Origin of the sequence: Mucilaginibacter sp. R-33 (assembly GCF_049949235.1) — a bacterium.
Taxonomy (GTDB): domain Bacteria; phylum Bacteroidota; class Bacteroidia; order Sphingobacteriales; family Sphingobacteriaceae; genus Mucilaginibacter.
This window is the reverse complement of sequence record NZ_CP188089.1, coordinates 6,460,787-6,486,857: the sequence shown is the minus strand read 5'-3', so window position 1 is coordinate 6,486,857 and position 26,071 is coordinate 6,460,787. Positions and strand designations below refer to the sequence as shown.

At 43.8% G+C, this 26,071-nt stretch carries 22 protein-coding genes; 11 read left to right on the top strand and 11 right to left on the bottom strand.

Features of this window, described 5'->3' with window-relative positions; all coding sequences use genetic code 11:
* The first annotated feature begins 73 nt into the window (after positions 1 to 73).
* Positions 74 to 1,348, top strand: a complete 1,275-nt coding sequence (gene purD / locus ACP26M_RS27140; protein WP_426584925.1) for a phosphoribosylamine--glycine ligase — start codon at positions 74 to 76, stop codon at positions 1,346 to 1,348.
* A gap of 111 nt (positions 1,349 to 1,459) precedes the next feature.
* On the opposite strand, the gene ispG is transcribed toward purD, so the two are convergent.
* The 6 genes from ispG to ACP26M_RS27110 all read right to left on the bottom strand — a co-directional run bounded on the left by ispG (position 1,460) and on the right by ACP26M_RS27110 (position 6,993).
* The gene (gene ispG, locus ACP26M_RS27135) at positions 1,460 to 3,514 is read right to left on the bottom strand and encodes a (E)-4-hydroxy-3-methylbut-2-enyl-diphosphate synthase (protein WP_426584923.1); all 2,055 of its coding nucleotides are present in this window, start codon (positions 3,512 to 3,514) and stop codon (positions 1,460 to 1,462) included.
* 337 nt (positions 3,515 to 3,851) lie between these two features.
* Positions 3,852 to 4,109: a Txe/YoeB family addiction module toxin gene (locus ACP26M_RS27130; protein ID WP_426584921.1), complete on the bottom strand. Its 258-nt coding sequence runs from the start codon at positions 4,107 to 4,109 to the stop codon at positions 3,852 to 3,854.
* Complete coding sequence (locus tag ACP26M_RS27125; RefSeq protein ID WP_129569119.1) at positions 4,100 to 4,297, bottom strand: DUF2683 family protein; 198 nt, start codon at positions 4,295 to 4,297, stop codon at positions 4,100 to 4,102. Before ACP26M_RS27125 ends, ACP26M_RS27130 begins: the two co-directional genes overlap by 10 nt.
* 40 nt (positions 4,298 to 4,337) lie before the next feature.
* A complete protein-coding gene (locus ACP26M_RS27120) occupies positions 4,338 to 4,949 on the bottom strand; it encodes an RDD family protein (protein WP_426584919.1) in 612 nt (203 codons plus the stop codon).
* A 136-nt stretch (positions 4,950 to 5,085) separates the two neighbouring features.
* On the bottom strand, positions 5,086 to 6,084 hold the full coding sequence (locus tag ACP26M_RS27115) for an MBL fold metallo-hydrolase (protein WP_426584917.1): 999 nt from the start codon (positions 6,082 to 6,084) through the stop codon (positions 5,086 to 5,088).
* 78 nt (positions 6,085 to 6,162) lie between these two features.
* On the bottom strand, positions 6,163 to 6,993 hold the full coding sequence (locus ACP26M_RS27110) for an alpha/beta hydrolase family protein (RefSeq protein ID WP_426584915.1): 831 nt from the start codon (positions 6,991 to 6,993) through the stop codon (positions 6,163 to 6,165).
* Between the two features lie 167 nt (positions 6,994 to 7,160).
* Between ACP26M_RS27110 and ACP26M_RS27105 the strand changes: the two genes are divergently transcribed.
* Complete coding sequence (locus tag ACP26M_RS27105; protein ID WP_426584913.1) at positions 7,161 to 7,976, top strand: DUF6597 domain-containing transcriptional factor; 816 nt, start codon at positions 7,161 to 7,163, stop codon at positions 7,974 to 7,976.
* A gap of 79 nt (positions 7,977 to 8,055) precedes the next feature.
* Positions 8,056 to 8,526: a YybH family protein gene (locus ACP26M_RS27100; RefSeq protein WP_426584911.1), complete on the top strand. Its 471-nt coding sequence runs from the start codon at positions 8,056 to 8,058 to the stop codon at positions 8,524 to 8,526.
* Between the two features lie 136 nt (positions 8,527 to 8,662).
* Here ACP26M_RS27100 and ACP26M_RS27095 read toward each other — a convergent pair whose 3' ends face one another.
* The gene (locus tag ACP26M_RS27095) at positions 8,663 to 10,189 is read right to left on the bottom strand and encodes a GNAT family N-acetyltransferase (RefSeq protein WP_426584909.1); all 1,527 of its coding nucleotides are present in this window, start codon (positions 10,187 to 10,189) and stop codon (positions 8,663 to 8,665) included.
* A gap of 210 nt (positions 10,190 to 10,399) precedes the next feature.
* Entirely contained in the window at positions 10,400 to 10,789 is a 390-nt protein-coding gene (locus ACP26M_RS27090) for a DoxX family protein (RefSeq protein WP_426584907.1), read from the bottom strand.
* A 168-nt stretch (positions 10,790 to 10,957) separates the two neighbouring features.
* Here ACP26M_RS27090 and hemA point away from each other — a divergent pair, with 168 nt between their 5' ends.
* Entirely contained in the window at positions 10,958 to 12,184 is a 1,227-nt protein-coding gene (gene hemA / locus ACP26M_RS27085) for a glutamyl-tRNA reductase (RefSeq protein ID WP_426584905.1), read from the top strand.
* 281 nt (positions 12,185 to 12,465) lie between these two features.
* Here hemA and ACP26M_RS27080 read toward each other — a convergent pair whose 3' ends face one another.
* Together ACP26M_RS27080 and ACP26M_RS27075 are read right to left on the bottom strand one after the other, a co-directional pair.
* Positions 12,466 to 13,185, bottom strand: coding sequence for a LytR/AlgR family response regulator transcription factor (locus ACP26M_RS27080; RefSeq protein ID WP_426584903.1), 720 nt, complete (start codon positions 13,183 to 13,185; stop codon positions 12,466 to 12,468).
* Positions 13,186 to 13,198: 13 nt separating this feature from the next.
* On the bottom strand, positions 13,199 to 14,260 hold the full coding sequence (locus ACP26M_RS27075) for a sensor histidine kinase (RefSeq protein ID WP_426584901.1): 1,062 nt from the start codon (positions 14,258 to 14,260) through the stop codon (positions 13,199 to 13,201).
* 214 nt (positions 14,261 to 14,474) lie between these two features.
* Between ACP26M_RS27075 and ACP26M_RS27070 the strand changes: the two genes are divergently transcribed.
* The gene (locus tag ACP26M_RS27070; RefSeq protein WP_426584899.1) at positions 14,475 to 14,921 is read left to right on the top strand and encodes a hypothetical protein; all 447 of its coding nucleotides are present in this window, start codon (positions 14,475 to 14,477) and stop codon (positions 14,919 to 14,921) included.
* Positions 14,922 to 15,081: 160 nt separating this feature from the next.
* Here ACP26M_RS27070 and ACP26M_RS27065 read toward each other — a convergent pair whose 3' ends face one another.
* Positions 15,082 to 18,741 carry an ABC transporter permease gene (locus ACP26M_RS27065; protein WP_426584897.1) on the bottom strand — a complete coding sequence of 1,220 codons (3,660 nt, stop codon included), beginning with the start codon at positions 18,739 to 18,741 and terminating at the stop codon, positions 15,082 to 15,084.
* 830 nt (positions 18,742 to 19,571) lie between these two features.
* Between ACP26M_RS27065 and hemC the strand changes: the two genes are divergently transcribed.
* From hemC to ACP26M_RS27035, 6 genes are all read left to right on the top strand, one after another.
* The gene (gene hemC / locus ACP26M_RS27060) at positions 19,572 to 21,146 is read left to right on the top strand and encodes a hydroxymethylbilane synthase (protein ID WP_426584895.1); all 1,575 of its coding nucleotides are present in this window, start codon (positions 19,572 to 19,574) and stop codon (positions 21,144 to 21,146) included.
* 129 nt (positions 21,147 to 21,275) lie between these two features.
* Complete coding sequence (hemB, locus tag ACP26M_RS27055) at positions 21,276 to 22,247, top strand: porphobilinogen synthase (protein ID WP_121233467.1); 972 nt, start codon at positions 21,276 to 21,278, stop codon at positions 22,245 to 22,247.
* A 171-nt stretch (positions 22,248 to 22,418) separates the two neighbouring features.
* Positions 22,419 to 23,786 carry a glutamate-1-semialdehyde 2,1-aminomutase gene (gene hemL, locus ACP26M_RS27050; protein ID WP_426584892.1) on the top strand — a complete coding sequence of 456 codons (1,368 nt, stop codon included), beginning with the start codon at positions 22,419 to 22,421 and terminating at the stop codon, positions 23,784 to 23,786.
* Between the two features lie 88 nt (positions 23,787 to 23,874).
* Positions 23,875 to 24,750 carry a sensor histidine kinase gene (locus ACP26M_RS27045; RefSeq protein ID WP_090529091.1) on the top strand — a complete coding sequence of 292 codons (876 nt, stop codon included), beginning with the start codon at positions 23,875 to 23,877 and terminating at the stop codon, positions 24,748 to 24,750.
* Between the two features lie 18 nt (positions 24,751 to 24,768).
* Complete coding sequence (locus ACP26M_RS27040) at positions 24,769 to 25,476, top strand: response regulator transcription factor (protein ID WP_090529686.1); 708 nt, start codon at positions 24,769 to 24,771, stop codon at positions 25,474 to 25,476.
* Entirely contained in the window at positions 25,476 to 26,006 is a 531-nt protein-coding gene (locus ACP26M_RS27035; RefSeq protein ID WP_426584890.1) for a hypothetical protein, read from the top strand. The genes ACP26M_RS27040 and ACP26M_RS27035 overlap by 1 nt, the downstream gene beginning before the upstream one ends.
* Positions 26,007 to 26,071: the final 65 nt, after the last annotated feature.

The window sequence follows — 26,071 nt, the reverse complement described above, 5'->3', positions numbered from 1 at the left end:
AAATTTACTACTTATAACACAAGTAGCCTCATATATAGTATTAAAGGCTTGTTAAAAAAACTATCTTTGCCGCATGAACATCCTGATTCTTGGTTCGGGCGGAAGGGAAAGTGCCTTCGCCTGGAAAGTAGCCCAAAGCGCTCATTGCGACAAACTTTTTATTGCTCCCGGCAATGCCGGCACCACCCAATACGGTACAAACGTAAATATTAAAGTTACCGACTTTGAAGGCATTAAAGCACTTGTTTTAAAAGAGGATATCAACCTGGTATTGGTTGGCCCCGAAGAGCCCCTGGTAAAAGGCGTTCATGATTTTTTCCTGGCCGATGAGCAATTGAAAAACATCCCGGTTGTTGGTCCGCAGCAGGAAGGCGCACAATTGGAAGGCAGTAAAGATTTCTCCAAGCAGTTTATGGAGAGACATAACATCCCTACTGCTGCTTACAGAACTTTCACCAAAGATACCCTGCAGGATGGTCTAACCTATTTAGCTACCGCCGGACTACCGGTGGTATTGAAAGCCGACGGCCTTGCAGCCGGAAAAGGCGTACTGATCTGCCTTACTTTAGAGGAAGCGCAAACCGAACTTACTGCCATGCTGGCCGATGCCAAATTTGGCGAAGCAAGCTCACGCGTGGTTGTTGAACAATTTTTAACAGGCATTGAACTATCGGTTTTTGTGATGACCGATGGCAACAGCTATAAAATTTTACCCGAGGCTAAAGATTATAAACGTATTGGCGAAGGTGATACCGGATTAAATACCGGAGGCATGGGCTCTATCTCTCCCGTTCCGTTTGCCGACGCTGCTTACATGAAAAAGGTAGAGGAGCGCGTGATCATCCCTACCATTGAAGGTTTGAAGAAAGATGGCATCCCTTATAAAGGTTTTATTTTTATTGGCCTGATGAACAGCAATGGTGAACCCTGGGTTATTGAATACAACTGCCGTATGGGCGACCCAGAAACCGAGAGCGTGATGCGCCGTATAGATTCGGACTTTGTTGATTTGCTGTTAGGGGTTGCCGAAGGGAACCTGAACGAAAAAGAGATCATCATTAGCCCTAAAACAGCTGCCACCGTAGTAATGGTTGCAGGCGGCTATCCCGGCGAATACCTGAAAAACAAGGTGATCACAGGTACCGAAAACGTGCGCGACTCGATCGTGTTCCATGCAGGTACTTCAATGGATGGCAATGATGTAATAACTACCGGCGGCCGTGTATTGGCTATTACCACTGTACAGGACGATATGTTCAGCGCCCTGCAGCAGGCTACCGCCGATGCAAGCAGGATCTATTATGATGGCATGTACTTTAGGAAAGATATTGGCTTTGACCTGCTTTAATCATTGGGTCATTAGTCATTAAGTCATTTTTCTGAACCAGGATTTTTAGGATTTATGGATTCACCGGATGCATGGTGAATCGCCGGATTAGTTTAATCCCGGTTCAGATAATTACTCCTGCACCGCATCAATCCAATTGCCGTCGCCTTTAATAATATTGATAAGCTCATCGAGCGCATTGGCCGAGCTAATATTTTTCTTTACTGCTTCCTTGCCGCGGTAAAGCGTAATTTTATCGGTACCTGAGCCTACATAACCGTAATCGGCATCTGCCATTTCGCCCGGACCATTTACGATACAGCCCATGATGCCAATCTTTAACCCTTTAAGGTGACTGGTACGGCTCCTGATCATTTGGGTAGTAACCATCAGATCAAACAAAGTACGACCGCAGCTTGGGCAGGAAATATATTCAGTTTTGGAAATGCGCGAACGGGTAGCCTGCAAAATGCCGAATGAAGTGGAGGTAATAACCCCGGTAGGCAATTCAGGTGCATCAATCCAGATGCCATCGCCAAAACCATCAACCAATAAAGCGCCGAGATCGGTTGAGGCGTAGAGTTGTAGTTTAGATGTGAGATCTGAGATCTGAGATTTGAGATCGGCTTCACTTTCGGACTTTCCGACTTCCGGACTTTCGGACTCAAAAATATAGCTTCTCTTCACTATCACCGGTACATCCAGACCCAGTTCTTCCATCTTGAAGAAGAACGAACGTTGCTCGGCCATGCCGTGTAAAGCATCTGTTTCAAGTACCAACACCAGCGACTTATCCAGTTGAATTGATCCAAAATCTTCCGAATCAATATCAGCAGGTTTTAAATGTACAAGGTTCAGTTTTGATGAACGATCGACATCGCCAATATATTCCTGTAAAGTAAATACCGGGTGGCAGTTGGTTTTATCGGCCAGTTTAAGCCAGGTATTATAATTATATAGTTGTTTTAAGTTGCCCGGTAAGGTAAATGAAGGTAATTCATTAGCCAGGTAAACAAAATCAACCGATTGCTCGGCCATGTTGTATTTATCCAGCAGCGGCGAATACAAGTATCCCGCTTCATTCAGCACAGCCGGATCTTTCAGGTTCTTTTTAGATAAATCAACAACAACCCTCGGCACTAAATGCCCACCGATAAATACGTTAGCCTCGTAGGTTTCTCGTTTTTTGTATTCGTAGGGGCTATGCCAAGCCGAAGGCTGAAGGCTGAAAGCTGAAAGCTCCTGCTCTTTGGCTTTCTGCTTTTCGCTTTTTGCTTTCCGCTCAGTGTAACGGCGAACCAATTCAATAGCGACTGGTGCTTCCGCTTCGGGTTCTTCGGTAAGGGACACGCGTACGGTATCACCAAGGCCATCTTCCAACAGGGTACCAATGCCCACGGCAGATTTTATGCGACCGTCTTCACCATCGCCAGCCTCGGTTACACCTAAGTGCAACGGATAGTTCATACCCTCGGCAACCATGGTTTCAACCAACAAACGGTAGGCCTGCACCATTACCTGTGGATTGCTCGATTTCATGGAGATCACCAGATTATAAAAATTAAGCTGCTCGCACATCCGCATAAATTCCATGGCCGATTCAACCATGCCCTGCGGGGTATCACCGTAGCGGCTCATGATCCTGTCGCTCAGCGAGCCATGATTGGTGCCGATGCGCATAGCGGTGCCATACTCTTTACAAACTTTTACAAGTGGCGTAAATTTCTGAAAGATGCGTTCAAGTTCGCCCTGGTATTCCAGGTCGGTGTAATCAATCTGATCGAATTTCTTTTTATCGGCGTAGTTGCCGGGATTTACACGCACTTTTTCAACAATACGTGCAGCAACCTCGGCTGCATTTGGGGTAAAGTGAATATCAGCAACCAGTGGCACGGTATAACCACGCGCACGAAGCTGTTTTTTTATCTCGGCCAAGTTCTGCGCCTCTTTAATACTGGGGGCCGTGATCCGCACATACTCGCAACCCGCATCAACCATGCGGATTGATTGCTCAACCGTACCAATGGTATCCATGGTATCGGTAGTGGTCATGCTTTGGATCCGGATTGGATTATTCCCGCCCATGGGCACATCACCAATATTAACCTCGCGGGTAATAAAACGCGAATATTCGGTTAACGAGTTACAATAACGGCCGGGCAGCACTTTAACAGCATCAGTATTCATCAATGACGGAAATTAGATTACAAAAATACGAAAGTTGTTTGATGGGAGGAAGTTGTAATGTTTAAAGGCTGTAATGTCTGAGTTAACTGCAAATTCACTTGTTATCGAATCAAAGAATATTTACTAAATTTAAATATGGCAATTCAATTCATAACCAATCAAAAAGGCAAAAAACTGCTGTAATCATTCCGATAAGTGAATATGAAAACTTGCTGTATCAGCGCCATATTAATCTGGAGTTAACTGACGAGTATAAAGCGATAATAGATTCAATGTTAGAGGAAGAGGGTAAAGGCGAGGCTAAATATGTTTCGTTTGGGCAGATAAAAAAAACGTATTAATAATGGCCTTTTAAAGCATATATCTTTATCAGGTCATCACTCACGGCATAAATAATCCTATGTTCTTTATCTATGCGTCTCGACCATTTCCCCGATAGTTGATGTTTCAACGCTTCTGGTTTTCCTACCCCTTGAAATGGTGTCTCTCGAATGGATAGCAATAATTCCTGAATTTTTTTCTGAACGGCAATATTACCGCTCTTTTGCCATTCGCTCAAATGAGTTATGGCTTCAGGAGTAAAAACTATTTCCATAAATTGTCGATATCGACTTTAACTCCTTTTCCGGCTTTTAAATCTTCATCTCCCTTAAGAACCATTGCAACAAACTCAGGATCGTAATCAGATTTTTCTTCTTCAAAGGAAATCTTAAATGCTTTCATGAAAGTTTTCAGAGCATTTAATTGTTCTTTGTTTTGTGGATGTACAATTAATGATTCCATATTCAAATTTAAACATTAAACGTTAATGTTCAAAGCGTGTCTACACCAACCTATCCTTAATCACCAGTGTCCCCGCTATCATATCATGTAAACACTGTTGCTGTTTATTAAAAAATGCCATCAGATAGCCGATAAAAAAGGTCAATACCGAAAATATTTTAGCCAGGTTACGGCCTATGGCTTTGCCAACACTGATCCTGTTGCCATCCATATCAACTACTTTTATTTTGAGCATTTGCTTGCCGTAAGTGGCTTGCTTAGCTGAGCTTTCCATTATCACATGATAAATAAATTTGCCTATGGGCGTAAAAGCTACTATACCAATAGAAGTATAAATCCGCGCCTGCTTATCCGTAATGAATAGGAACACTGCCATAGCTGCAAGCAATACAAAAACGCCAAATAGGATAAACCAGTCTAATGCCGAAGCCAGCCAGCGCTGATCAAAACTGCCGTAGTACTGCATGAGTAATTTAGGACGGGCAAAGCCAAACAGTTCTCTTAATTCAGCTATTTCATTGGCTTCCTTGTAATCCACCATATCATCGGTTTTAACAAAATCACCGGGTTTGATGCCGCGCGTTTTGAGCTCGGGAATGGTAAACGGGCCTTCGGGTTTACCGTTGATAACTAATATGTAGGATTGGGACATGGAATGGTCGATTACATAACTATGTCATTGCGAGGAGGCACGACGAAGCAATCGCATACTATACAGGGCGGACCTGCCTCCGTGCGATTGCCACGCTACGCTCGCAATGACATGTTTTTTATTGTTTTTTATTCTTCTAAGATAAATATTCCTTCCACCAATCAGAATTATAGGCACCTTTTACTTCGGTTGGCTCACCGGGTTTGGGTACAAATAAATCGATGTGTTTTTGGTTTGCCATAGCGGTTAGCCATTCAATAGGCTCGTACCAGGCATGCGGAGCCAGGTTAAACGTACCGTAATGGATGGGCATCATCAATTTGCCTTTCAGATCGAGATGCGCGTTTGAAGCATTATCAGGCCCCATATGAATATCCGGCCAGAATTTTCCGTAAGCACCTATCTCCAGCATAGTCAGATCAAACGGACCAAAAGCCTCTCCTATCGCCTTAAATTCGGGCGAGTAACCCGAATCGGCACCAAAGTAAATATTATGCTGCGGGCCTTTGATCACGAATGATGACCAAAGTGTTTCGTTTCGCCCAACAATGCCCCTGCCCGAAAAATGGCGTGAGGGTGTTGCCGTAAGTACAATTTCATTGCCGATCATGGCGCTGTCGCCCCAATCCATTTCAGTAATAAAGTTGGCAGGCATGCCCCAGTTGGTTAAATACTGCGCTACCCCTATCGAACAGAAAAAAGGGATGTTTTTATCCGCAAAAAACTTAATGGTAGCCTTATCCAAATGGTCGTAATGATCGTGCGACTGGATCACCGCATCCAGCGGGGGTAGATCTTCCAAAGCTATCGGCGGCTGAAAAAACCGCTTCGGCCCGAATGATTGCGAAAACGAAACCCGCTCGCTCCAAACCGGGTCGGTAAGGATGCGCTTGCCATCAATCTCAATCAGGATACTGGAATGGCCGATCCAGGTAATGCGCAAGCCCGATGCGGGCGGAGTACTGTAAACCGATAGATCTGTTTTAAAAGGGCCTAAAGTTTTCTTAGGCGTATTTTCGGCCTTGTTGTTCATGTACTCCCTTAAAATGGGGATCATTTTACCAAAGCCGGCCTCGTCGGTAGGTATCGTATTGAGATATTTTCGTCCTTTTTTTCGCGATGCGGGTAAACTCATAACAGCAATTATAGTACTAATATCAGGTATGATATAACTAACGTAAAAAAGTTACGATTGGTTGAAACAGCTCAACCTTTATTTACTTAAGAATGATATTGCCGTATCACAAAACTCAATCAGCTGGGCCGGCCAAGCATCTCCGGTAAAAGGATGTTCGCCGCCAAAAGTATGATCTGCGCCTTTTTGCACTATGTATTCCGCAGTAAGATTAGCTTCATGCAACTGCAGGGAATGGCTTACAGGTACCGTAGAATCGGCATCACCATGAACGATGAGCCATGGCTGTTTTATTAAACCTGCCTGCCTGATGATATCCAGCCTCAGCGGGTGATTGTCAAGATCATCTAACAGGGTTGATTTAACAGGCATTTGCTGCCCGGTACGTTTATTTTCAAAGTAAAAAACGCTCTGCAAACGCCACTGCTGTTCTATTTGCTTAGGCCACAGGTTCCGGAAACCGGATATCGAAGCCATAGTTACCAGCTTTTTAATCCGGCTGTCTTCGGCAGTTTTGATAATACTTACACCGCCGCCCATGCTGTGCCCTATGAGGTATACACCATTGGCCATAGGCATACTCGCCCCGCTGCAGGCAAAGTCAATGATCGTGTCGAGATCTTCCAGTTCAATAGAGACCGTATTATCAGCAAAGGCCGTCAGATCGGCAAAATCCAAGGGATTGGTGGGCGTTGTGCCATTATGCGAAAAGTTAAATTTCAGGAAACGAAAACCCTTTTCGGCAAAGTATTGGGCCAAAAGATCATGCGTACCCCAATCTTTAAAGCCTTTAAAGCCATGTGCAAAAATTACCAGTGGTGTATTTTTAAAAACATCATCATAAGTAACATCGATAAGCATTGGCCGCCCTTTAGCGCCGGGAAGGGTGAAATTATCTTTCCTGATCATGGCGGCTAATTTAGTATTAAAGGCCGAAAATGTTATTGAAATAAATCAGTGCAACTGAGCCGAAGCCTTATTTTCCTTTCAGGCTTTTCGCAGATTTTATTTAACCCTGAAAAGCAAAATCATCCAAACAGTTATATTAAATTTGAATATATCAGATTGCAGTCGACATGCGCTATACCGAATACCGTCCTCATGGCATACTAAAAGATTTCATACAATGCTATTTTGTGTGCGAAACAGATATTCCTGTTATGACTGATGACAAGGTGTTTGCTACCGGCGCTATCGAGATCTTATTCAACCTGGGAGCGGATGGCCCTCAACAAATAAAAAATGGCGAACTGGTAACCAGCCCCGACATTCAGTTGTGGGGGCAAACCATACAGCCATTTACCTTTACATCATACGGTAAGCACTGTATGTTTGGGATCCGTTTTTTTACCCATACGGCTGCCTGCTTTTTCAATGAGCCGATAGAAGAATTTAATGACCATGTTATTGATTTCAAAGAGTTGGGAGGAAAGGAAGCTGCTTTTTTACATTTGAGATTAATGGAGGCCAAAACGCCGGACCGGAGAATAGATTTAGTGGAAGAATTTCTGACGAAAAGACTGTTAGCATCAGGGCCGAAATTCAGCAGGCTAAAGCTGGTTAACAACATCATGCTTGACTTAAGCAAAGAGAATTTTCTGGAGAATATCAATACAGTGGCAGCTAAATACGGTCTTTCCTCCCGGTACCTTCAGAAAATATTTTTAAACTACTCCGGGCTCAGCCCGAATTTGTACACTAAGATAGCACGGTTTCAGAAAAGCCTTTACCGGGTTGCCGAAAACAAACTATCGCTCACCTCCATCGCTTATGAGTGCGGGTACTTTGATCAGTCACATTTTATAAAGGATTTTAAATTCTTTACCGGGTCGCTCCCTTCCCGGTTTTCGCCCGAAAGTTCAACCGATTTTTCCGCGGTGCTCAATAATTAAGCTGTTCCGATTTTTACAATTTTGAGCCATTCTAAGGATATAGTTTCGCTTTAATTATTCATTCAATATTTAAAGGATTATGAAACAAAAAACCTTAACTGCAGCAATTATATGCCTGTGTCTTTTTTTAACGTATAAAAGCGGCATTGCCCAGGCAAATAATCCCGGCTTACAGCAGATCAAAAATTCTATTCAAAAAACGAATACACTTTATTACGAGCTATTTGCAAAAAGTGACGCTTCAATTGTAACCCTTTATACCGATGACGCCATATTGTTAGCGCCCAATATGCCCCCTATAAAAGGGAAGAAGGCTCTCCGGAAAGATTTTGATGACACTTTTGTTGCAGGAAAAGTGAAAGGGGTAAAGTTCCAAACGGCCAATATTTATGGTGATGGAAAGGCATTCGTCACCGAGGATGGTACCTGGCAGGTTTTTGACCCAAATGGTAAAGTAATTGATGATGGAAAGTATTTAAAGTTGTGGAAGCTCACGAAAGCCGGCTGGAAAATATTCAGGGATTCTTTTAACAGCAACCACAAAATTTAAAACAAGCGGCAACATCATAAATATCGTCATTGCGAGGTACGAAGCAATCCCGAACTATACAGAGCGAACCTGCCAATAGGGGATTGCTTCGTACCTCGCAATGACGCTTCTTATTATACTTTTTAAAACTATTCCCTTACACCCTCTTCCCATTAAAAGTAATGTTATACAAATCCGTGCGCCTGTCTTTGATATTTTGCACGCTGCCATACTCATGCAGCTCATCCAGCAATGAGAGGTCAACATCAGCAATTACGATCATCTCGGTATTTGGTGTAGCTTCCGACTGGATACCATTGGTTGGAAAGCCAAAATCCGATGGTGTAAACACTGCCGACTGTGCATAGCTGATACCCATGTTATTTACGTTGGGCAAATTACCCACGCAGCCAGCAATGGCCACATAGCATTCGTTTTCCACGGCACGGGCCTGGGCGCAAAACTTAACCCGGTTATAGCCATTTTGCGTATCGGTAAGAAAGGGCACAAACAGGATCTGCATATCCTGACCGGCCAAAATGCGCGAAAGTTCCGGAAACTCTACATCATAACAAATCAGGATGCCAACCTTGCCGCAATCGGTATCAAAAACTTTCACTTCATCGCCACCACGCATCCCCCATGAGCTGATCTCGGCCGGGGTTGGGTGAATTTTGTATACCTCTTCCATACTCCCATTCCGCCTGAACAGGTAGGAAACATTATACAACGACTCCTCAAAAATATAAGGCATACTGCCTGCTATGATGTTTACGTTGTAGGAAACCGCCAGTTTTGAAAACTCCTCGATAATGGGTTGGGTATATTTGGCCAGTTCACGCATGGCCTTGGCCGAATCCATGTGATTGTAATCGGCCATAAGCGGTGTATTAAAGAGCTCGGGGAACAGGATAAAATCGGCCTGGTAATCACTCACGGCATCAACAAAATATTCGGCGTGTTTCATCAACTCGCTAATGTTACTGTACGATCGCATCTGCCATTGCACCAGGCCAATGCGCACTACCGTTTTATGATTAATGGCATCGCTTACCTCTTCGTAATATACATTGTTCCACTCAATAAGCGTGGCAAAACCTTTTGAGCGACTATCCTCGGGCAGATAATTTCTCAACACCTTACGTACGTGAAAATCATTTGATAACTGGAAGGAAAGCGTAGGATCATAAATTTCTTTATACTTTACCTTATCAATATACTGGCGGGGCGTAAGCTCGTTCTGAAACTTTTGATAGTTGGGAATCCTGCCGCCGGCTATGATACTTTTCAGGTTCAGCTTTTCGCAAAGTGCCTTACGGGCATCGTATAAACGCCGTGCCAGGCGTAATCCGCGATATTTTGGGTGGATAAACACATCAATACCATAAAGCACATCACCCTTATCATTATGGGTTTTAAACGTGCTGTCGCCGGTTATTTGCTTGTAAGTGTGGTTATCGCCAAATTTTTGGTAATCAACAATTATGGCCAGCGCACAGCCGACAACCGTATCGTTAACGGTGATACAGATCTGCCCTTCGGGGAATATTTTGATTAGCTTACGGATAGAATTGGCGTCCCAATAGTCCTCATCCATATCCATATAGGCCGATTTCATTGATTTTTTAAGCTCCTGGTAGTCCTGTACTTCCAGGTTACGCATTTCAATACTTTGCAGATCCATATATAATTTGTTGTATCGTTTTTGGGCAGAGCGGCATTTACGCACCTCGACATCGCTGCGCTTGTCACCCCTCTCTGCTTCGCAAAGAGGGTATTTATTTTTTACCCTCTTTATGCAGAGCATAGAGAGGGTGGCCCAGCGAAGCGTCGGCCGGGTGAGTCAGCTCATCGCCCCTGCCTCATCTTCCCAACAGCCAAAGCCCATTTTGGTTTAGGCTATTTTCTTTCGAGCAGAGGTATGCCACCAGGCCCAATATATCAGTACAAACTGCAGTGCTAAGCGCAACCATGCCAAAAAAGGTGTAACTGTTATGGAATTTAACTTCATTGGTGCTTTAAATGCCATGCTCACATGGATCTGCAAAAAGGCAATCAACATTAAAACAATCCCCCAGGCAGCCCAGTATCGCGTTATGGATGGTATAAGTAACAACCCTAATGAAATTTCGGCAATCCCTGCAAGGAGGTTAACAGTCTCAGGGTAAAGCAGGTTATTGGGCATTACGGCATAATAGAAGTCCGGGTCACGGAAGTGATTAAGGCCTGCAAGCACGTAAAACGCTATGAGTATTACCAGGCTTATTTTTTTATACTTATCCATGTTTTAATTTACAAATATTTTGTGATACGTATTGCAAAACAGTTTAAATACTGCAAAACAAGCCGTTTTTGCAATTTATAACCATTCCAAATAAGCCTGTTTGACAAAGTGTTGACATTGCATGTGCCGAATAGTGATACTTTTGTTCGGTCAAATTTTAAAACTGCTTTGAAGTATCTAAAGGTAATAGCTTTTACGCACAAACAGATTGAACTGAAGGAATTGGGTAGATTGGTGGTTTGCCAGGAAAATCTGACAGATAAACTTGCACAAGTTAAAAAGCAGTTCAACATCCCGGAGATCTTCTACCTGGCTACCTGTAACCGTGTGGAATTTGTAATGACAACCCCACAATCTGTTGACAAAGATTTTGCCAAAAAATTCATAGAGGCCTTTAACACAGAGCTTTGCCATGATTCGCTGAGTACTTTTATGGATAGCGCGTCTATTTATGAAGACCAGGAAGCTATGGTGCACCTTTTGCGTACTTCATGTTCGCTGGAGAGTTTGATCGTGGGCGAAAAGGAGATCCTGGCCCAGTTACGCAAAGCATATGAACATTGCAAAGAGGCCGGCCTAACCGGCGATGCCATGCGCATGATCATGAACTGCGTGGTAAAAACAGCCAAGGAAGTTTATACGCATACCAACATCTCCAAAAATCCAATCTCGGTAGTATCGCTGGCTTACCGCAAGCTTAAAGACCTTAATCTTTGTTCAAATGCCCGTATATTGATCATCGGCGCTGGCGAAACTAACCGCAACATTTCCAAATATCTTCAAAAACATAAATTTTCAAACTTCGCGGTATTTAACCGTACCGTGGCCAATGCTGAAAAATTAGCTGCCGATCTGGGCGGCGAAGCGTTTGACCTCGAAGCTTTGAAAACCTATAAAAAAGGTTTTGATGCCATTATCACCTGCACATCGGCAGTTGAGCCAATCATCACTACCGAAGTTTACCAATCGCTGTTAAACGGCGAAACCGGCCGCAAAACTATTGTGGACCTTGCTATCCCTAACGATACCGCTCCCGAAGTACTGGAGCAATTCCCGGTTAACTTTATTGAAGTGCACTCGCTTAACGAAGTTGCCAAAAAGAACCTGCAGGAACGTTACCACGAACTGGTACACGCCGAAGCTATTATTGAGCAAAACATTGCCGAATTTGTGCAGCAGCTTAAACAGCGCCGTATTGAAGTAGCTATGCGCCAGGTGCCTGAAAAGATCAAAGAGATCCGCAATACCGCCATTAACTCCGTTTTTGCGGATGAAGTGCAGGGCCTGGATGAGCAATCGCGCGAGATCCTGGAAAAGGTGATCAACTACATGGAGAAAAAATATATCAGCGTGCCCATGGTTATGGCGAAAGATATATTGATCAATGAAAACTAAAACTTTCTGAATCAGAATTTACGGAATTTGAGGATTAACAGAATGCTTGCGTTTGTCTGAACCCGAATTTATGGAATTAAAGAATTACCAAAATATTTTTATCTCGCCGTTGTTAGTGTTGTCACCAACAACTCCTCACCCGGCGACTGCCTATCCCATAAGTAACGAAAAATTTCGGTAATTTACAAGAACCTATGGTTAGGAAAGGTTGTTGGTGACAACACCAACAACGGCACGGGTATTTTCTGATACTTTTTATCTCTGGTTGAAGTTTTGTCTTATCATCCCCTTAACACCCGCTCCAAATCTTCCTTAAAACTCCTCCCTATCGGGATTTCATGCCCATTCAAAATAATGCGGTTACTTTCCAGCCGGGTAATCTTATTAACGGATACGATGAACGATTTATGCACCCGAATAAAACGCTTCTCCGGAAAAATATCCAGCATAGCTTTAATGGAACCTTTTAAAAGGATCTTTTCTGTATGGGTATAAATGATGGCATAATCTTTTAATCCCTGAATATGCGTAACCTCGTTAAAGCAAAGCTTAATGCGCTGTACACCGCTTTTAACAAAAATAGAACCGGTACTTTCACCTGCCGGCAGGTCATCTGCATGATCATATTGTGCTTTCAGGGCCAGGAACTCCCTGATCTTGTCAATGGCCTGCCCGAAACGCTTAAATGATATCGGTTTCAGCAAAAAATCAATTACGCCCAGTTCATAGCCTTCAAAGGCATAGTTGCGGTAGGCTGTGGTAAAAACAGTCAGTGGCGGTTCTGGCAGTAATTTCAGAAATTGGATCCCTGTCATTTCCGGCATCTCTATATCCAGCAGCAATACATCAGCGTGGTGATCTTTTAAATGATGTAAAGCATCAACCGCATTGCTGAACAGAAACACCGAATGCACATGATCAATCCTTTTCAGGTAATCATCCAATATTTCAAGCGCGAGCGGCTCATCATCAACTACCACAAATTTCAGCAAGGCTTCCATATCAAATCCGTCCTTATAATTCAATCACCAGTTTAACCCAAAAGGTGTCTTTTCTATCTTCCAATTGCAGCGTATGCCTAGCCGGATAAAGCAGGTCGAGGCGTTTCCGCAAATTGTCGAGCCCTATTCCTCCCTTACTATTATTAACTACCGATACTGGTTTGGCATTTTCAATAATAACCTCCAGCGTTGACTGCCCCAGGCTGATATTCACCTTTAGCCAGCCGCTTTTAGTTTGCCTGCCCAGTCCGTGTTTAAAAGCATTTTCAACCAGGGGCAGCAACAGCAGCGGGGCAATTTCATGTCCGCTCAAGTCCGCGTTAATATTCAGGTCAATGGCAGCCTCGCCGCTAAACCTTAGTCGTTCCAGCTCTATATAATTGCTGAGATAGCTGATCTCTTTCTCCAACGGTACCTTGTCGCCGGTACTATCATACAGCATATATTCCATCATCTCTGATAGCTTCAGTACCACATCCGGTGCGAGTTCTGATTTTTTTAGCGTTAGTGCGTAGAGGTTATTCAGGACATTAAACAGAAAATGCGGGTTTACCTGCGCACGCAGAAAATTAACTTCGGCGTTCAGTTTTTCTACGGTGATTTTTTGAATGATCAGTTGCTGCCCGTACCAGTCCATACTTAGTTTGAGTGCCAGCATCAACCCAAGGTACCATAAGGTGCTAAAAAAGTTGTAAGATAATGATTCCAGCAGGTTACTGTTGCGCATGGGGCCTACTACATAACCATACAGGTAAAAATCAAACAGGCTTTGAGCAGCTAAATAACCGAGTACCGACAGGATAATTGCTGTAGAATAAGCGGCGTAACGCTTCCGCAACAGGTACCGCGGCAAAAAATATTGCAGGTTAAGATAGGCTATAATGATAAGCAGCACAATGCGACCGGCCACGCAGGCTACAAAGTAAGGCATGCTGGCTTTATATATGAGGTATCGTTTCTCGTAAATGAAAAAGCCGGTGATCAGTACCCAGTAAGAGCTATGCATCAGGGCAAGCCTTAAAGTAGTACTGCGTTTTAAAAACGGCAGCGAGATTTGTTTATCCAACGCATCCATTTCAGTGTTTCAATATCATTGAGCATAAAGGAAACTAAAAGCATTTGGCCTGCAAAATTATATCGACAAACTGCACAAATAGTAGAGGAATATAAGGATAAAAAAGCTGATATCTATTATTCAGGTTGTTGGTCTACTAATTTTCTGCCTGATTTTCAATCGGTTTAATATTGCACTAACAAACAACAGAGGATTCCATTTAAAACTTATGATCATGAAACACATCAAATTTTATCATGCGTTTATAGGATTATTTACGCTGATCATCCTAAGCTTCACTGCATTTGGTTTCACCAACAAATTCGGGCTGGACGGGTACGAGATCTATCTAAACAACAAACTTATCCTAAAGCAGTATGTGAACCAACCAATAAGTTTAAGGGTGCTGAAACTGGATAAAGCAAATGAAAGCGACGAACTGCGCATTAAGTATACCCACTGCCGGATGAAAGGCCCCGGCACCGGCCGCAGCCTTACCCTACAGGATGAAAAAGGAAACACATTGAAAAAATGGGCCTTTGCTGATGCTTCGGATTTTGCTATGACGGTGCCGGTGAAAGAACTGTTACAGCTGGAAAAGAAAAACAGTAATCATGAACTCAGCTTGCATTATACTTCACACGAGCTGCCTAATGGTGAAATGCTGGCCATGCTGCGGTAAGACGATTCTGAGAAACAAACACCTGTTCCCATCAGGGTCTCTCCCAAAGTACCTGAGGCTCGCTGAAACATCGAATCAGCATGGCGTATACATCAGGGTCCTCTGCGAGAGACCCTGATGGGACGTTAATTTGACCTAAACCTTACTAATGGCCACTTAATTATTCTGTTCTCAAGCTCTTTACAGGATTTGCCAGCGCCGCTTTTAAAGCTTTGTAACCTACAGTAAACCAGCCTATCAATAAGGATGTTGTAATAGCTGCGACAAAAATCCATAAGCCCGGCGAAATACGATAGGCGAAAGTTTGCAGCCATCCGTTCATCAGGTACCATGCAAGGGGGGCGCCAATTACAAATGCCACAACAATGAGCGCTAAAAACTCCTTCGAAAACAAGTACACAATACTGCTTACCGATGCACCTAAAATCTTTCGGATGCCTACCTCCCTGGTGCGCTGTACCGCCATAAATGATACCAGGCCGTACAAACCAAGGCAGGAGATAAAAATAGCGATGAGCGCGAATACTTTATAGATCAGTTCGAGCTGGTTTTCCTGTTCGTAAAATTTGGCAATGCTATCGTCAACAAAAAAGCCGGTGTAAGCATATTCCGGATATTTCTTTTCCCAGGTACTTTGCACCAGTGCTACCGTTTTGGCAAACTTTCGGCCTTCAATTTTGATTGCTATTTGCTGTTCCGATTGTTTTGAGGGATACATCACCAGCGGCTTAACTTCCTCGCGCATGGAGTTTGTTTTAAAGTCGGCAACAACGCCTGCTATGGGCAGATTTCCGTAACTATCAAAGGTAAGGGTTTTGCCTAAAGCATCATTTGCACGTTTAATACCCAATTTGTGTATAAAAGTTTCATTAACCACCAGTTCGCGTGCGGTATCGCTGGGTTCATAGCTTTTGCCTGCTATAAACCTGAGGCCAAAAGTTTTAAAGTAATCCGCGTCGGCCACTTTCATGAAAATATCAAAGCCAGGATCTTTATCTGAATGATTGAAGTAGAAATTGCTTGAATTATTATGCGATGACGATGGCGCGTCAGCCGAAAAACTGGCTGCCTTTACACCCTGCAAGGTAAGTACCTGCTGTTTAAAGCTGTTCATTCGTGATAAACCGATGCTATCGGCAGGACATGGTATGGCCAATACGGCTTCTTTATTAAACCCGAGGTCGGCATTGTTTACAAAATCCATTTGTTTAACGGCGATAGCCGTTCCAATGATCAGCAACTGTGAAATGGTAAACTGGGTAACTACCAGCACACGGCGGAGCGATAAACCACCAACAGCTGCCGAATTAATCTTATTTTTCAGCGCATCAACAGGTTTAAATCCCGATACGATAATTGCCGGATATACTCCTGAAAGCAGTATCACTGCAACTATTACACAGGCCAGGCAAAGCAATATGCCAGGATTGAACAAACCAATGGTATCCGGAACGCTGGCGATATGTTTGAGTAACGGTAAAGCAATTTCGGCTATGCAAATTGCAAGGCCGGCCGAAATTAGTACGATAATGGCCGTTTCGCACATTACCAGGCCTACCAATTGCCCGCGGCTGCTGCCCAGCACTTTGCGGATGCCTACCTCTTTGGAGCGGCCAACAGATTGCGCGGTTGAAAGGTTAATGAAATTGATGGATGCCATAACGATGATCAGCACCGCGATAAACGACAAGGTACGCAGCGTGGACTTGCCGGTTACATGATCGCCCAGCGTGCCGCCAAAACTGGTGTCAAAATGGATTGCCGATAAGGGTTGCGCTACAGCATATCTTTTCCTGGCAGCGCGTTTACTATCACTATTAAATTGTTTTTCGGAAAAACTGAGCATTTGACTTTCGATGCTGCTTTGCAATACATTTGCAGGAAATTTTATATACACCTGGCAGTCGCTGCTGGTTTCATCCCAGGTATATGCGTAATGGTAGCTTTTGGGGTTGTTCTTCCAGGTGATGTACGAAATCAACACTTTGAGCGGCAGGTCGGTATTTGGGGGAACATCCTGTATCACACCCGCCACTTTTAGCGTCAGCAGGTTATCCATCCTGAGCGTTTTTCCTACTGCCGTTTGCCAGTTACCAAAATATTTTATGGCGCTGCTTTTATCAATCACCACCATGTTAGGATCTTTTAAAGCCAACGCGCTGCCGGCAAGCCAGGTTGCTGAAAAAATATCGAAAAGCTGAGGTTGGGCGAACATGATGCCGGTGTTCTCTATAAATTTTTTATCGCCGGCGGGGTTACCGTTAGCCGCCGGGGCTACGATCTGGCTGCCATAAATGGCGTTGATACCTGCAATGGTAGCCTGTGGGAAATAAAGACGAAAAGCATCTATCGCAGGCGTTGAGATCCCGGCACTATACCTGATATTACCTTCCCGCTCTTTTTTTGTAACAATGCGATACGTGCTTTTATAACCGGGTTGATAGGTGTCAAAGCTCAACTCATATTGAACAACTACAAATATCAGCAGGCAGGCCGCAATGCCCACCGCCAGCCCGGCTACATTAATGGCCGAGTAACTTTTGTGACGGGTGATATTACGCCACGCGATCTTAAAATAATTTTTGAACATATAGCTGCGGTTTAATTTTCGGGAAGACCACATGATCGCGGCTTCATGGTCCGAAATTACCCTTGCAAACTGAGTACGTCGTCTTAAGTTATAACCTGGGAACTCTTTTTGAGGTTCATTTTTATATTCCGCCGGGCTTTTGCCGGTTATTTGTTTAAAAATGCGGTTGAAGGATGATTTTGAGTTAAAACCGGAATCCAGTGCTATGCCAAGCAGGGTTATATGAGCAAAAGCAGGATCCTGCATTTTCCGGACTACTTCCGCAACGCGATATTCGTTAATAAAATCGTTAAAGTCTTTTTTGAGAGCAATATTAATGATCCGGGATAATTCATGCACTGTGAGCCCAAGCTTGTCAGCGAGCGAGGTCAAACTCAACTCCGCGTCCTCGTAATACCGCTTGTCTTCCATAACCCGCCTGAGCCAGGCCCCCTTTTGCCGCAGCACTGCCGGAACCGGTGTTCTCGAAACCGCGGGAGCCTGCGCAATAATAGTGCTTCCTGGTTTTGAATGGACTGTCGCCGCTATCCAGATCATCATTCCTGCTAACAGCAAGTACAAGGGGTAATACGCGTTAATACCCAACCGGTAGTGGAAATAAAAATAATCCGCAGCGGCAAACGGCAGCCATAATAACCATAAAAGGCCCAAAGCCTTAATTAACCGATGCAGCCAGCGCATTTGGTTGCAGTAGCGGTCGTTTACGCTATTGAATTTTAACTCCCGGTAATAACTTTCTATCAGCCTGAAAGAAATATACAGGTAGGCAACCACCGAAATGAAGGCCACCATATTGAGTACCGGATTCGCTTGCCGAAAGATCGGTGTATCATAAGTTGCCGTGCCGGTGCTGACGCTTTGCCCAATCTCCAATACAAAAATGCCCTGTTGCAGCAACAAGGGGATAAAGTGCAGCAGATCCGCGCGGCGTAATTTATACTCTGGCCGGGTTATCATAAGTACGTAAAAATAAATGAGCGGACCAGGCGCAAGTGAAAATTGAAGCGGCAGCCGGCTCCAATGCGGAAAGTAAGTGCCCAATCCAATGCTTTGTCCCAATACCCGGACCATCCATAAAACTATGGTTAGCATCGCCAGGGCCAGAAAACGGTTTGCAGCGCGATTAATATTGGGGGTAAACCATAAGAGCAGGCTAAAAGTCAGCCCGATAAATATCGTTGCTAAAAATGCAAAATCATAAGGGGTAATATGGAAAATGAATGCAGTCAAGTTGCCCAATTGCGTCAAAGGTTATTCCAACTTTATAACTTACTGAAATATAGCGATTACAATTTTACAAGAGGCAATTATTGTAATAAAAACGGACGTTTGGTTGTGCGGATATGGGTCACCATTATTGTTTGAGGATACAAGGTCAGGTTTGTGATTCCGCGGCGTTATGTTCCACTTTTCATTAGCCGGCCGAAGTTAAAATCTGTTATATGCGCCTGCAATAGCTATCTGACGAAGCTACGCTTCGTCAGATATAGAGAGAAGGGCACAAAGCTAATATTACATTCTTTAACTACTGGTGGCAATACTTTGTCAGTATCAAATTCAACCAACCGGTTTCACCTTAAAAAAATGAAAAAAAATGGGAAAAAAGATTAAAAAATCAGCTTTATCTTCAACAACCGTGAAACACTCAATAAACATTCCATAAAGTTTTAAACGTTGATTATCAATAATTTAACAATGTTCCATACAAAACATTAAAGCGCTGACTATCAATCGATAACTTATAAAACCCGTTTCACTGTTTCACTCTTAAAAAATGGAACATATCCATTTTTTAAGAAAAAGAAACACGGGGCTTTTTTCATTTTTTTTGGGGAATCAAAAAATTGGGACAGCCTGTTTGTTACACAAATGCTGCTATTATAAAATCGTCGCCGTCGCAAGCCTCCCGGCTTGCAGCCCGGTTGCCAGCCTGCCGGTTTTACGTGGCGCTAATCGTACACATTACCGTCATTTTGTTGCAATTAACAATAATTCATTATATTGATGTACCTTATCATCGGCATAAAAAATTAAATTTGCAGCTGCAAACATTCATTCTTTTGGACAGAAAACTGATTATAGGAACCCGTGGCAGTGAATTGGCTTTATGGCAGGCCAATTTCGTTAAAGACAGCCTTGCTGCCATTAATATTACCGCCGAGTTAAAGATCATTAAAACCCAGGGCGACCGCATCCTTAACCTCAGCTTTGATAAGTTGGAAGGTAAAGGCTTTTTTACCAAAGAATTAGAAGAAGAATTAATAGCCGGCACCATTGATATTGCGGTCCATTCGCATAAGGACCTGCCTACCGAAAATCCTCCGGGACTCATCATCGCAGCAGTTTCAGAACGGGAAGACCCGGCTGAACTGTTGTTGATCTTGAAAGACTGCGTTGATGTGCACCAAAAGCTATCTGTTAAATATGGTGCTATCGTTGGCACCTCGTCAAACCGGCGCAAAGCCCAGCTCCTGGCCCACCGTCCCGATCTTGAAATTCAAGAACTTCGCGGTAACGTGCCTACCCGTATCGGTAAGCTGCGCGATGAAAAATATGATGCCATTATGCTGGCCAAAGCCGGCGTTACCCGTTTAGGCCTCGACCTGAGCGAGTTTCATGTGGAAGAAATAACTCCGGTTGAAATGATCCCGGCCCCTGCACAGGGCGCATTGGCTATCCAGATCCGCGAAACAGATCATGAACTTTTTGAAGCCCTGCAGGCCTTACATCATACCGATGTAGCCGAAGAACTGGCTGTTGAGCGTACCGTATTAAAATTATTTGGCGGTGGCTGTCACCTGCCTTTGGGTTGTTATTGCCGCAGGGAAGATGGCCTTTTCCAGGTATTTACTTCAAAGGCTAACGAAGGGGATGATTTTCCGGACAGATTGTTTTTAGAAGCTCCAACTACCGAAGGCCTGGCAGAAAAAGTAGTAGCCAAATTTGCCAAAAACCGTAAGCATCCGTCAAGTGTATTTATTTCGCGCGAGCTTAGCGAACAAAGCTACTTCCGCAAAGCGCTTGAAAAACATGGCATCCAGATAGAAGATCGCTCATTGATCCGTACGGTGCCGGTGATTACCCGCTTTGACTCATACATATTAAAAAATATCGACTGGGTGTTTTTCTCCAGCAAAAACGCTGTTGAATATTTTTTCCAGCTGAACCCACAATTCCCTAAAAAAGTAAAATTTGGGGTAATGGGCAGCGGCAGCGAAGAAATGCTGCGCCGCAAAGGTCACTTTACCGATTATGTTGGCGAGGGTACCGATACTGCCGAAGTTGCTGAAGAATTTGCAAAACTGGCTAACGGTAAAATTGTACTGTTCCCCGGTGCCGAAAACCCGATGAGGAGCATACAGCAAGGCCTGTCTGCCGATACCAAGATCATCGATTTACCGGTTTACGAAACTGTACTGGAAGAAGATGTGGAGGCAAGCGGCGCGGATGTAATGGTGTTTACCAGCCCGTCAAACGTAGAAGCCTACTTTGCCGATAACCTGCTCGACCCATACCAAAAAGTTGTGGCCATAGGCAAATCAACCGGCAAAAAATTTGACGAAATGGGTGTAAAATACACACTCCCCTACTCGCCCGACGAAGTTGGACTGGCAGAGGCAGTGTTTGGATTATAGGTTAGTTCATGGTTGATGGTTCATAGATCATAGCTATCTGTAAATCGTCAATGTGAGCTATAAACAATAATTGGGTATAGTTGCTGAAGCCACCATGAACCATCAACTATGAACCATGAACTAAAAGTTATGTTACAACGACCAAGAAGGAACCGAAAAAGTGAAGTGATACGCCAGATGGTTCAGGAAACGCATGTTAGCGCTGCTAACCTGATTTTTCCGCTGTTTATTATTGATGGCGTAAACCAGAAAAGTGAAGTGGCATCAATGCCGGGAATTTTCCGTTATTCTATCGATAACCTGCTGCGCGAAATTGAAAGCTGCCTTAAACTTGGGCTTAACTCTTTCGACCTGTTCCCAAATATCGCCGAAGAACTGAAGGATAAATTTGCTACCGAAAGCTACCGCGACGAGAGTTTGTATCTGCGCGCTATCCGCGAGGTAAAAAAGAACTTCCCGGAAGCTTGCGTTATCACCGACGTTGCCATGGATCCCTACAGCAGCGACGGCCATGACGGCATTGTGGAAAATGGCGTGATCCTGAACGATGAAACGCTTGACGTTTTGGGTAAAATGGCTTTAGCGCACGCGCAATCCGGTGCTGATATTATTGCCCCTTCAGATATGATGGACGGTCGCGTGGGTTATATCCGCAATGTATTGGATGACAATGGTTTTACCAATGTATCTATCATGTCGTACTCGGCTAAATATGCCAGCGCTTTTTATGGCCCGTTCAGGGATGCATTGAACTCGGCACCAAAATTCGGCGATAAAAAAACCTACCAGATGAACCCGGCCAATCAGCGCGAAGCTTTGATAGAGGCTGAACTGGATGAACTGGAAGGTGCAGATTTCCTGATGGTGAAACCGGCCCTACCCTACCTTGACGTTATTAAACTGATAAAAGACAATACCGAATTGCCTGTTGCAGCCTACAACGTAAGCGGCGAATATGCCATGATCAAAGCTGCCATACAACGCGGCTGGTTAAACGAGCAGCGTGCCATTACCGAGGTGCTTACCAGCATCCGCCGTGCCGGTGCAACTGCTATTTTAACCTACCATGCCAAAGAGGTTTTGGAGAATAAGTGGTTATAGGGTAGTGATTAGAGGTTGGAAATAAGAGGTTAGGAAATAAAAATATAAAACAACCGTCATTGCGAGGTACGAAGCAATCCCCGCTTAGCAGGTTAACCCTGTGTAGTTCGCGATTGCTTCGTACCTCGCAATGACGGCTTTAAAAAGATAGCTTTAAGCTTATAAATAACAATGTTCGATTCAATAAAAAAGATGTTTTCTGCAGAGGATGAACCGGTAAATACTACGGGCAAGCCCGATATCAGTCGTGAAAAATCGGCCGAATTGTATGCTAAGGCGCAAACCTATTTTCCGGGTGGGGTTAACTCGCCGGTAAGGGCTTTTAAATCTGTTTATGGCACGCCGCTGTTTATTCAAAAAGGTGATGGCAGTCATATCTGGGATGCTGATGGTAACGAGTTTATCGATTACTGCTGCTCTTGGGGACCACTGATCCTGGGCCATAACAATGCTAAAGTAAGGGAAAAAGTTATCGAGGTAATGCAAAATGGTATGAGCTTCGGCGCGCCTACCGCATTAGAGAATGAACTGGCCGAGCTGATCCTGAAAAACAACAAGTTTATTGAAAAGATCCGTTTTGTGAGTTCTGGCACCGAGGCTGTAATGTCGGCTATCAGGTTGGCCAGGGGGTATACCAAACGCGATAAGATCTTAAAATTTGAAGGCTGCTACCATGGCCACGCCGATGCCCTGTTGGTAAAAGCAGGTTCGGGCCTGGTTACCTTTGGTGAAACTTCATCAGCCGGTGTACCAAAATCAGTTGCCGACGAAACTATCGTTGTAGCGCTTAATGATAAAGAAGCATTAGCCAAAGCTTTTGAAGAATTTAAAAACCAGATTGCGGCAGTAATCATTGAGCCGGTGCCCGCCAATAACGGCCTGCTTTTGCAAGAAAAAGAATATCTGCAATACCTGCGCGACATCTGTACACAAAACGGCACCATGCTGATATTTGATGAGGTGATCTCGGGTTTCCGTGTAGGCTTTGAAGGCGCTGCCGGTTACTACCAAATTAAACCTGATATTATCACTTATGGTAAAATTATCGGTGGTGGTATGCCTGTTGGTGCTTATGGCTCATCAGCAGCAATCATGAGTAATATTTCTCCAGAAGGTTCGGTTTACCAGGCAGGTACCTTATCAGGCAACCCGGTTGCCATGGGCGCCGGTATTGCCCAGTTGAGCGAACTGTTACGCACAGGCTTTTACCGCGACCTGAACAATAAAACAGAAGAGTTCGTAGAAGCTATCCAGCGTTTTGCTACCGCCCGCAATTATAAGTTTAAGGTGTTTGGCATAGGCTCCATATTTTGGTTTGCTTTTACAGATAAAGAGTATATTCGTAAAGCCGAAGATATTGATGCATCAAGCATGGAAAAATTCAAAAAGTTCCACCGTGAGCTGCTGAACAGGGGTATTTATTTAGGTCCGTCGGGTTACGAGGTTGGCTTTATTTCATCAGCCCATACCAAAACCGACCTGGAGAGAACAAAACGTGCTATATTTGATAGTTTGGATTTAGTATTTAACGGGAAATAACCCTACCCAAACCCTACCCAAAGGAGAGGGCTTAAAAAAATAAAATCTTGAAGTCTCCTCCTTTGGAGGAGATTTAGAGGAGGTTGTTATGAAAAAGTCATTTGTTATTTTTTACGCACTCATAACTTATGCCGTTGCCGAACTGGTATGGTGGGGCTACATGCTGGTTACGTTGCAACCGCGCCGCACCGGTATGATCCTAGGCGAAGGGGCTATGTTTGTAGCCGTATTTTTAATTGGCGCCATTAACCTGCACCGTTCGTTTAATAAGGAGCGCAGGCTGCAGGAGCAAAAAAAGAACTTCCTGCTTTCGGTAACGCATGAGTTGAAATCGCCGCTGGCGTCTATCAAGATCCTGCTGCAAACTATCCAAAAGCGCCATCTAACTAAAGAACAGCTGCTTGATTTTATTGAAAAATCATTGAACGATGTTGAGCGTTTGGATGACATGGTTGAGAATATGCTTCTGGCATCTAAGATCGAAAACCGTTCATACAGCTTTCCTAAGGCCAGCTTTAACCTTTCGGTTTTGGTTGACAGTATTGTTAACCGCCTGCAGATCTCTAAATGCGATTGCAACCAGCAGATCATCGAGGCCGAGATTGAGCCTAAGGTGGAGATCGTGGGCGATAAATTTGCCCTTACATCGGTAGTGACCAATTTGATAGAAAACGCTGTAAAATATTCAAGCCCCTGCTCATCTGTTGGGGTAAAGCTGTTTTCGAAAGATGATAAAGTTTATTTGCAGGTATCTGATCATGGTATCGGCATAGCCGACGAGGAAAAGACCCGAATTTTCGACCGCTTTTACCGCGTGGGCAGCGAAGAAACCCGTAACACCAAAGGTACCGGACTGGGCCTTTACATTGTTAAGGAGGTGTTAGATAAGCACCAGGCCAGCATCAGGGTTAAAGATAACCGCCCTGCTGGTAGCATTTTTGAAGTTACATTTGGACTAACCTAAATTAAGACAATGAATAATATGCCAAACAAAAAAAGGATTTTATTGGCCGAAGACGAAGAGCATTTGTTAGAAGCAATTAAGCTTAACCTTGAGCTGGAAGGCTATAAGGTAACTCCGGCTAAAAACGGCAAAAAAGCTTTACAGCTATTTAAGGAAGAACGTTTTAACCTGGTGATACTGGACGTAATGATGCCCGAAATTGACGGCTTTGTTGTCGCCGAAACCATCAGGCTTGAAAATACCGAAGTACCTATCATGTTCCTTACTGCTAAAAACACCAACGAGGACAAGATCTCGGGCTTAAAAAAAGGTGCTGATGATTATCTTACCAAACCGTTTAACCTTGAAGAGCTCATTTTAAGGGTGAATAACCTGGTAAAACGCAGCTTAAAAGGCGAAGACCTGAAAGAGTTTAATAGCTATAAAATAGGTGATAAAACCATTCACTTTAACTCATTTGAGCTGGTTAATGAAGATGGCTCCATTACCGCCCTTACCAAAAAGGAAACGATGCTGCTTAAACTGTTGATTGAGCGCCGTAACGACGCCGTATCACGCGAGCAGATCCTGGAAACCGTATGGAACTATGACGTTTATCCGTCAACACGTACTATCGATAACTTCATCTTAACCTTCCGTAAGTATTTTGAACCAGATCCTAAAAACCCGGTTTATTTTCACTCTATCCGTGGTGTAGGCTATAAATTTACCGATAACCAGCATTAATGTTCAGTAACAGGGTACGTATATTCATTGCCTTTGTATTTCTGCTGTCGTTAGGGGTGTTGGTGTATTTTCGTATTTACGAACTTGCGGTAGTGGCAGCAATGATGATCATCCTGCTCATTTGGGATTATTTTAGGCAGGGTACGTTAATTGTTGCATCCAAACACTTTCATGTAAAGGATTATGACAAAACAGCGGCCTCGTTAAACGAGATCGCGAAACCCGAGTGGCTCAGCAAAAACCGCCGGGGTTATTATGAATTTATATACGGTGGCCTTTGTTTGCAAAGGCAGGATTTTGAAGAGGCTGAAAAACACTATGAAATTGCAGCGCAATATCCATTGCGTTCGGTTAATGACCACGTAGCAGCATTGGTTAGCGTAGCCAATATCAGCATCAGGCGCGGTAATATTGAAAAAGCCCAAGCCTATCTTCAATTAACCGAAAAGCATAAGGATAAAATAACTGCTAAAATGAAGGACGTGATAAGCCGCCTTCAGCAGGAGCTTAAGACAGAATCAAGACTGTAAGAGTCAAGAAACAAGAAAAAGAGGCAAGACGGCAAGAGTCGAGATTTAAGAAAATAAGAAAAGAA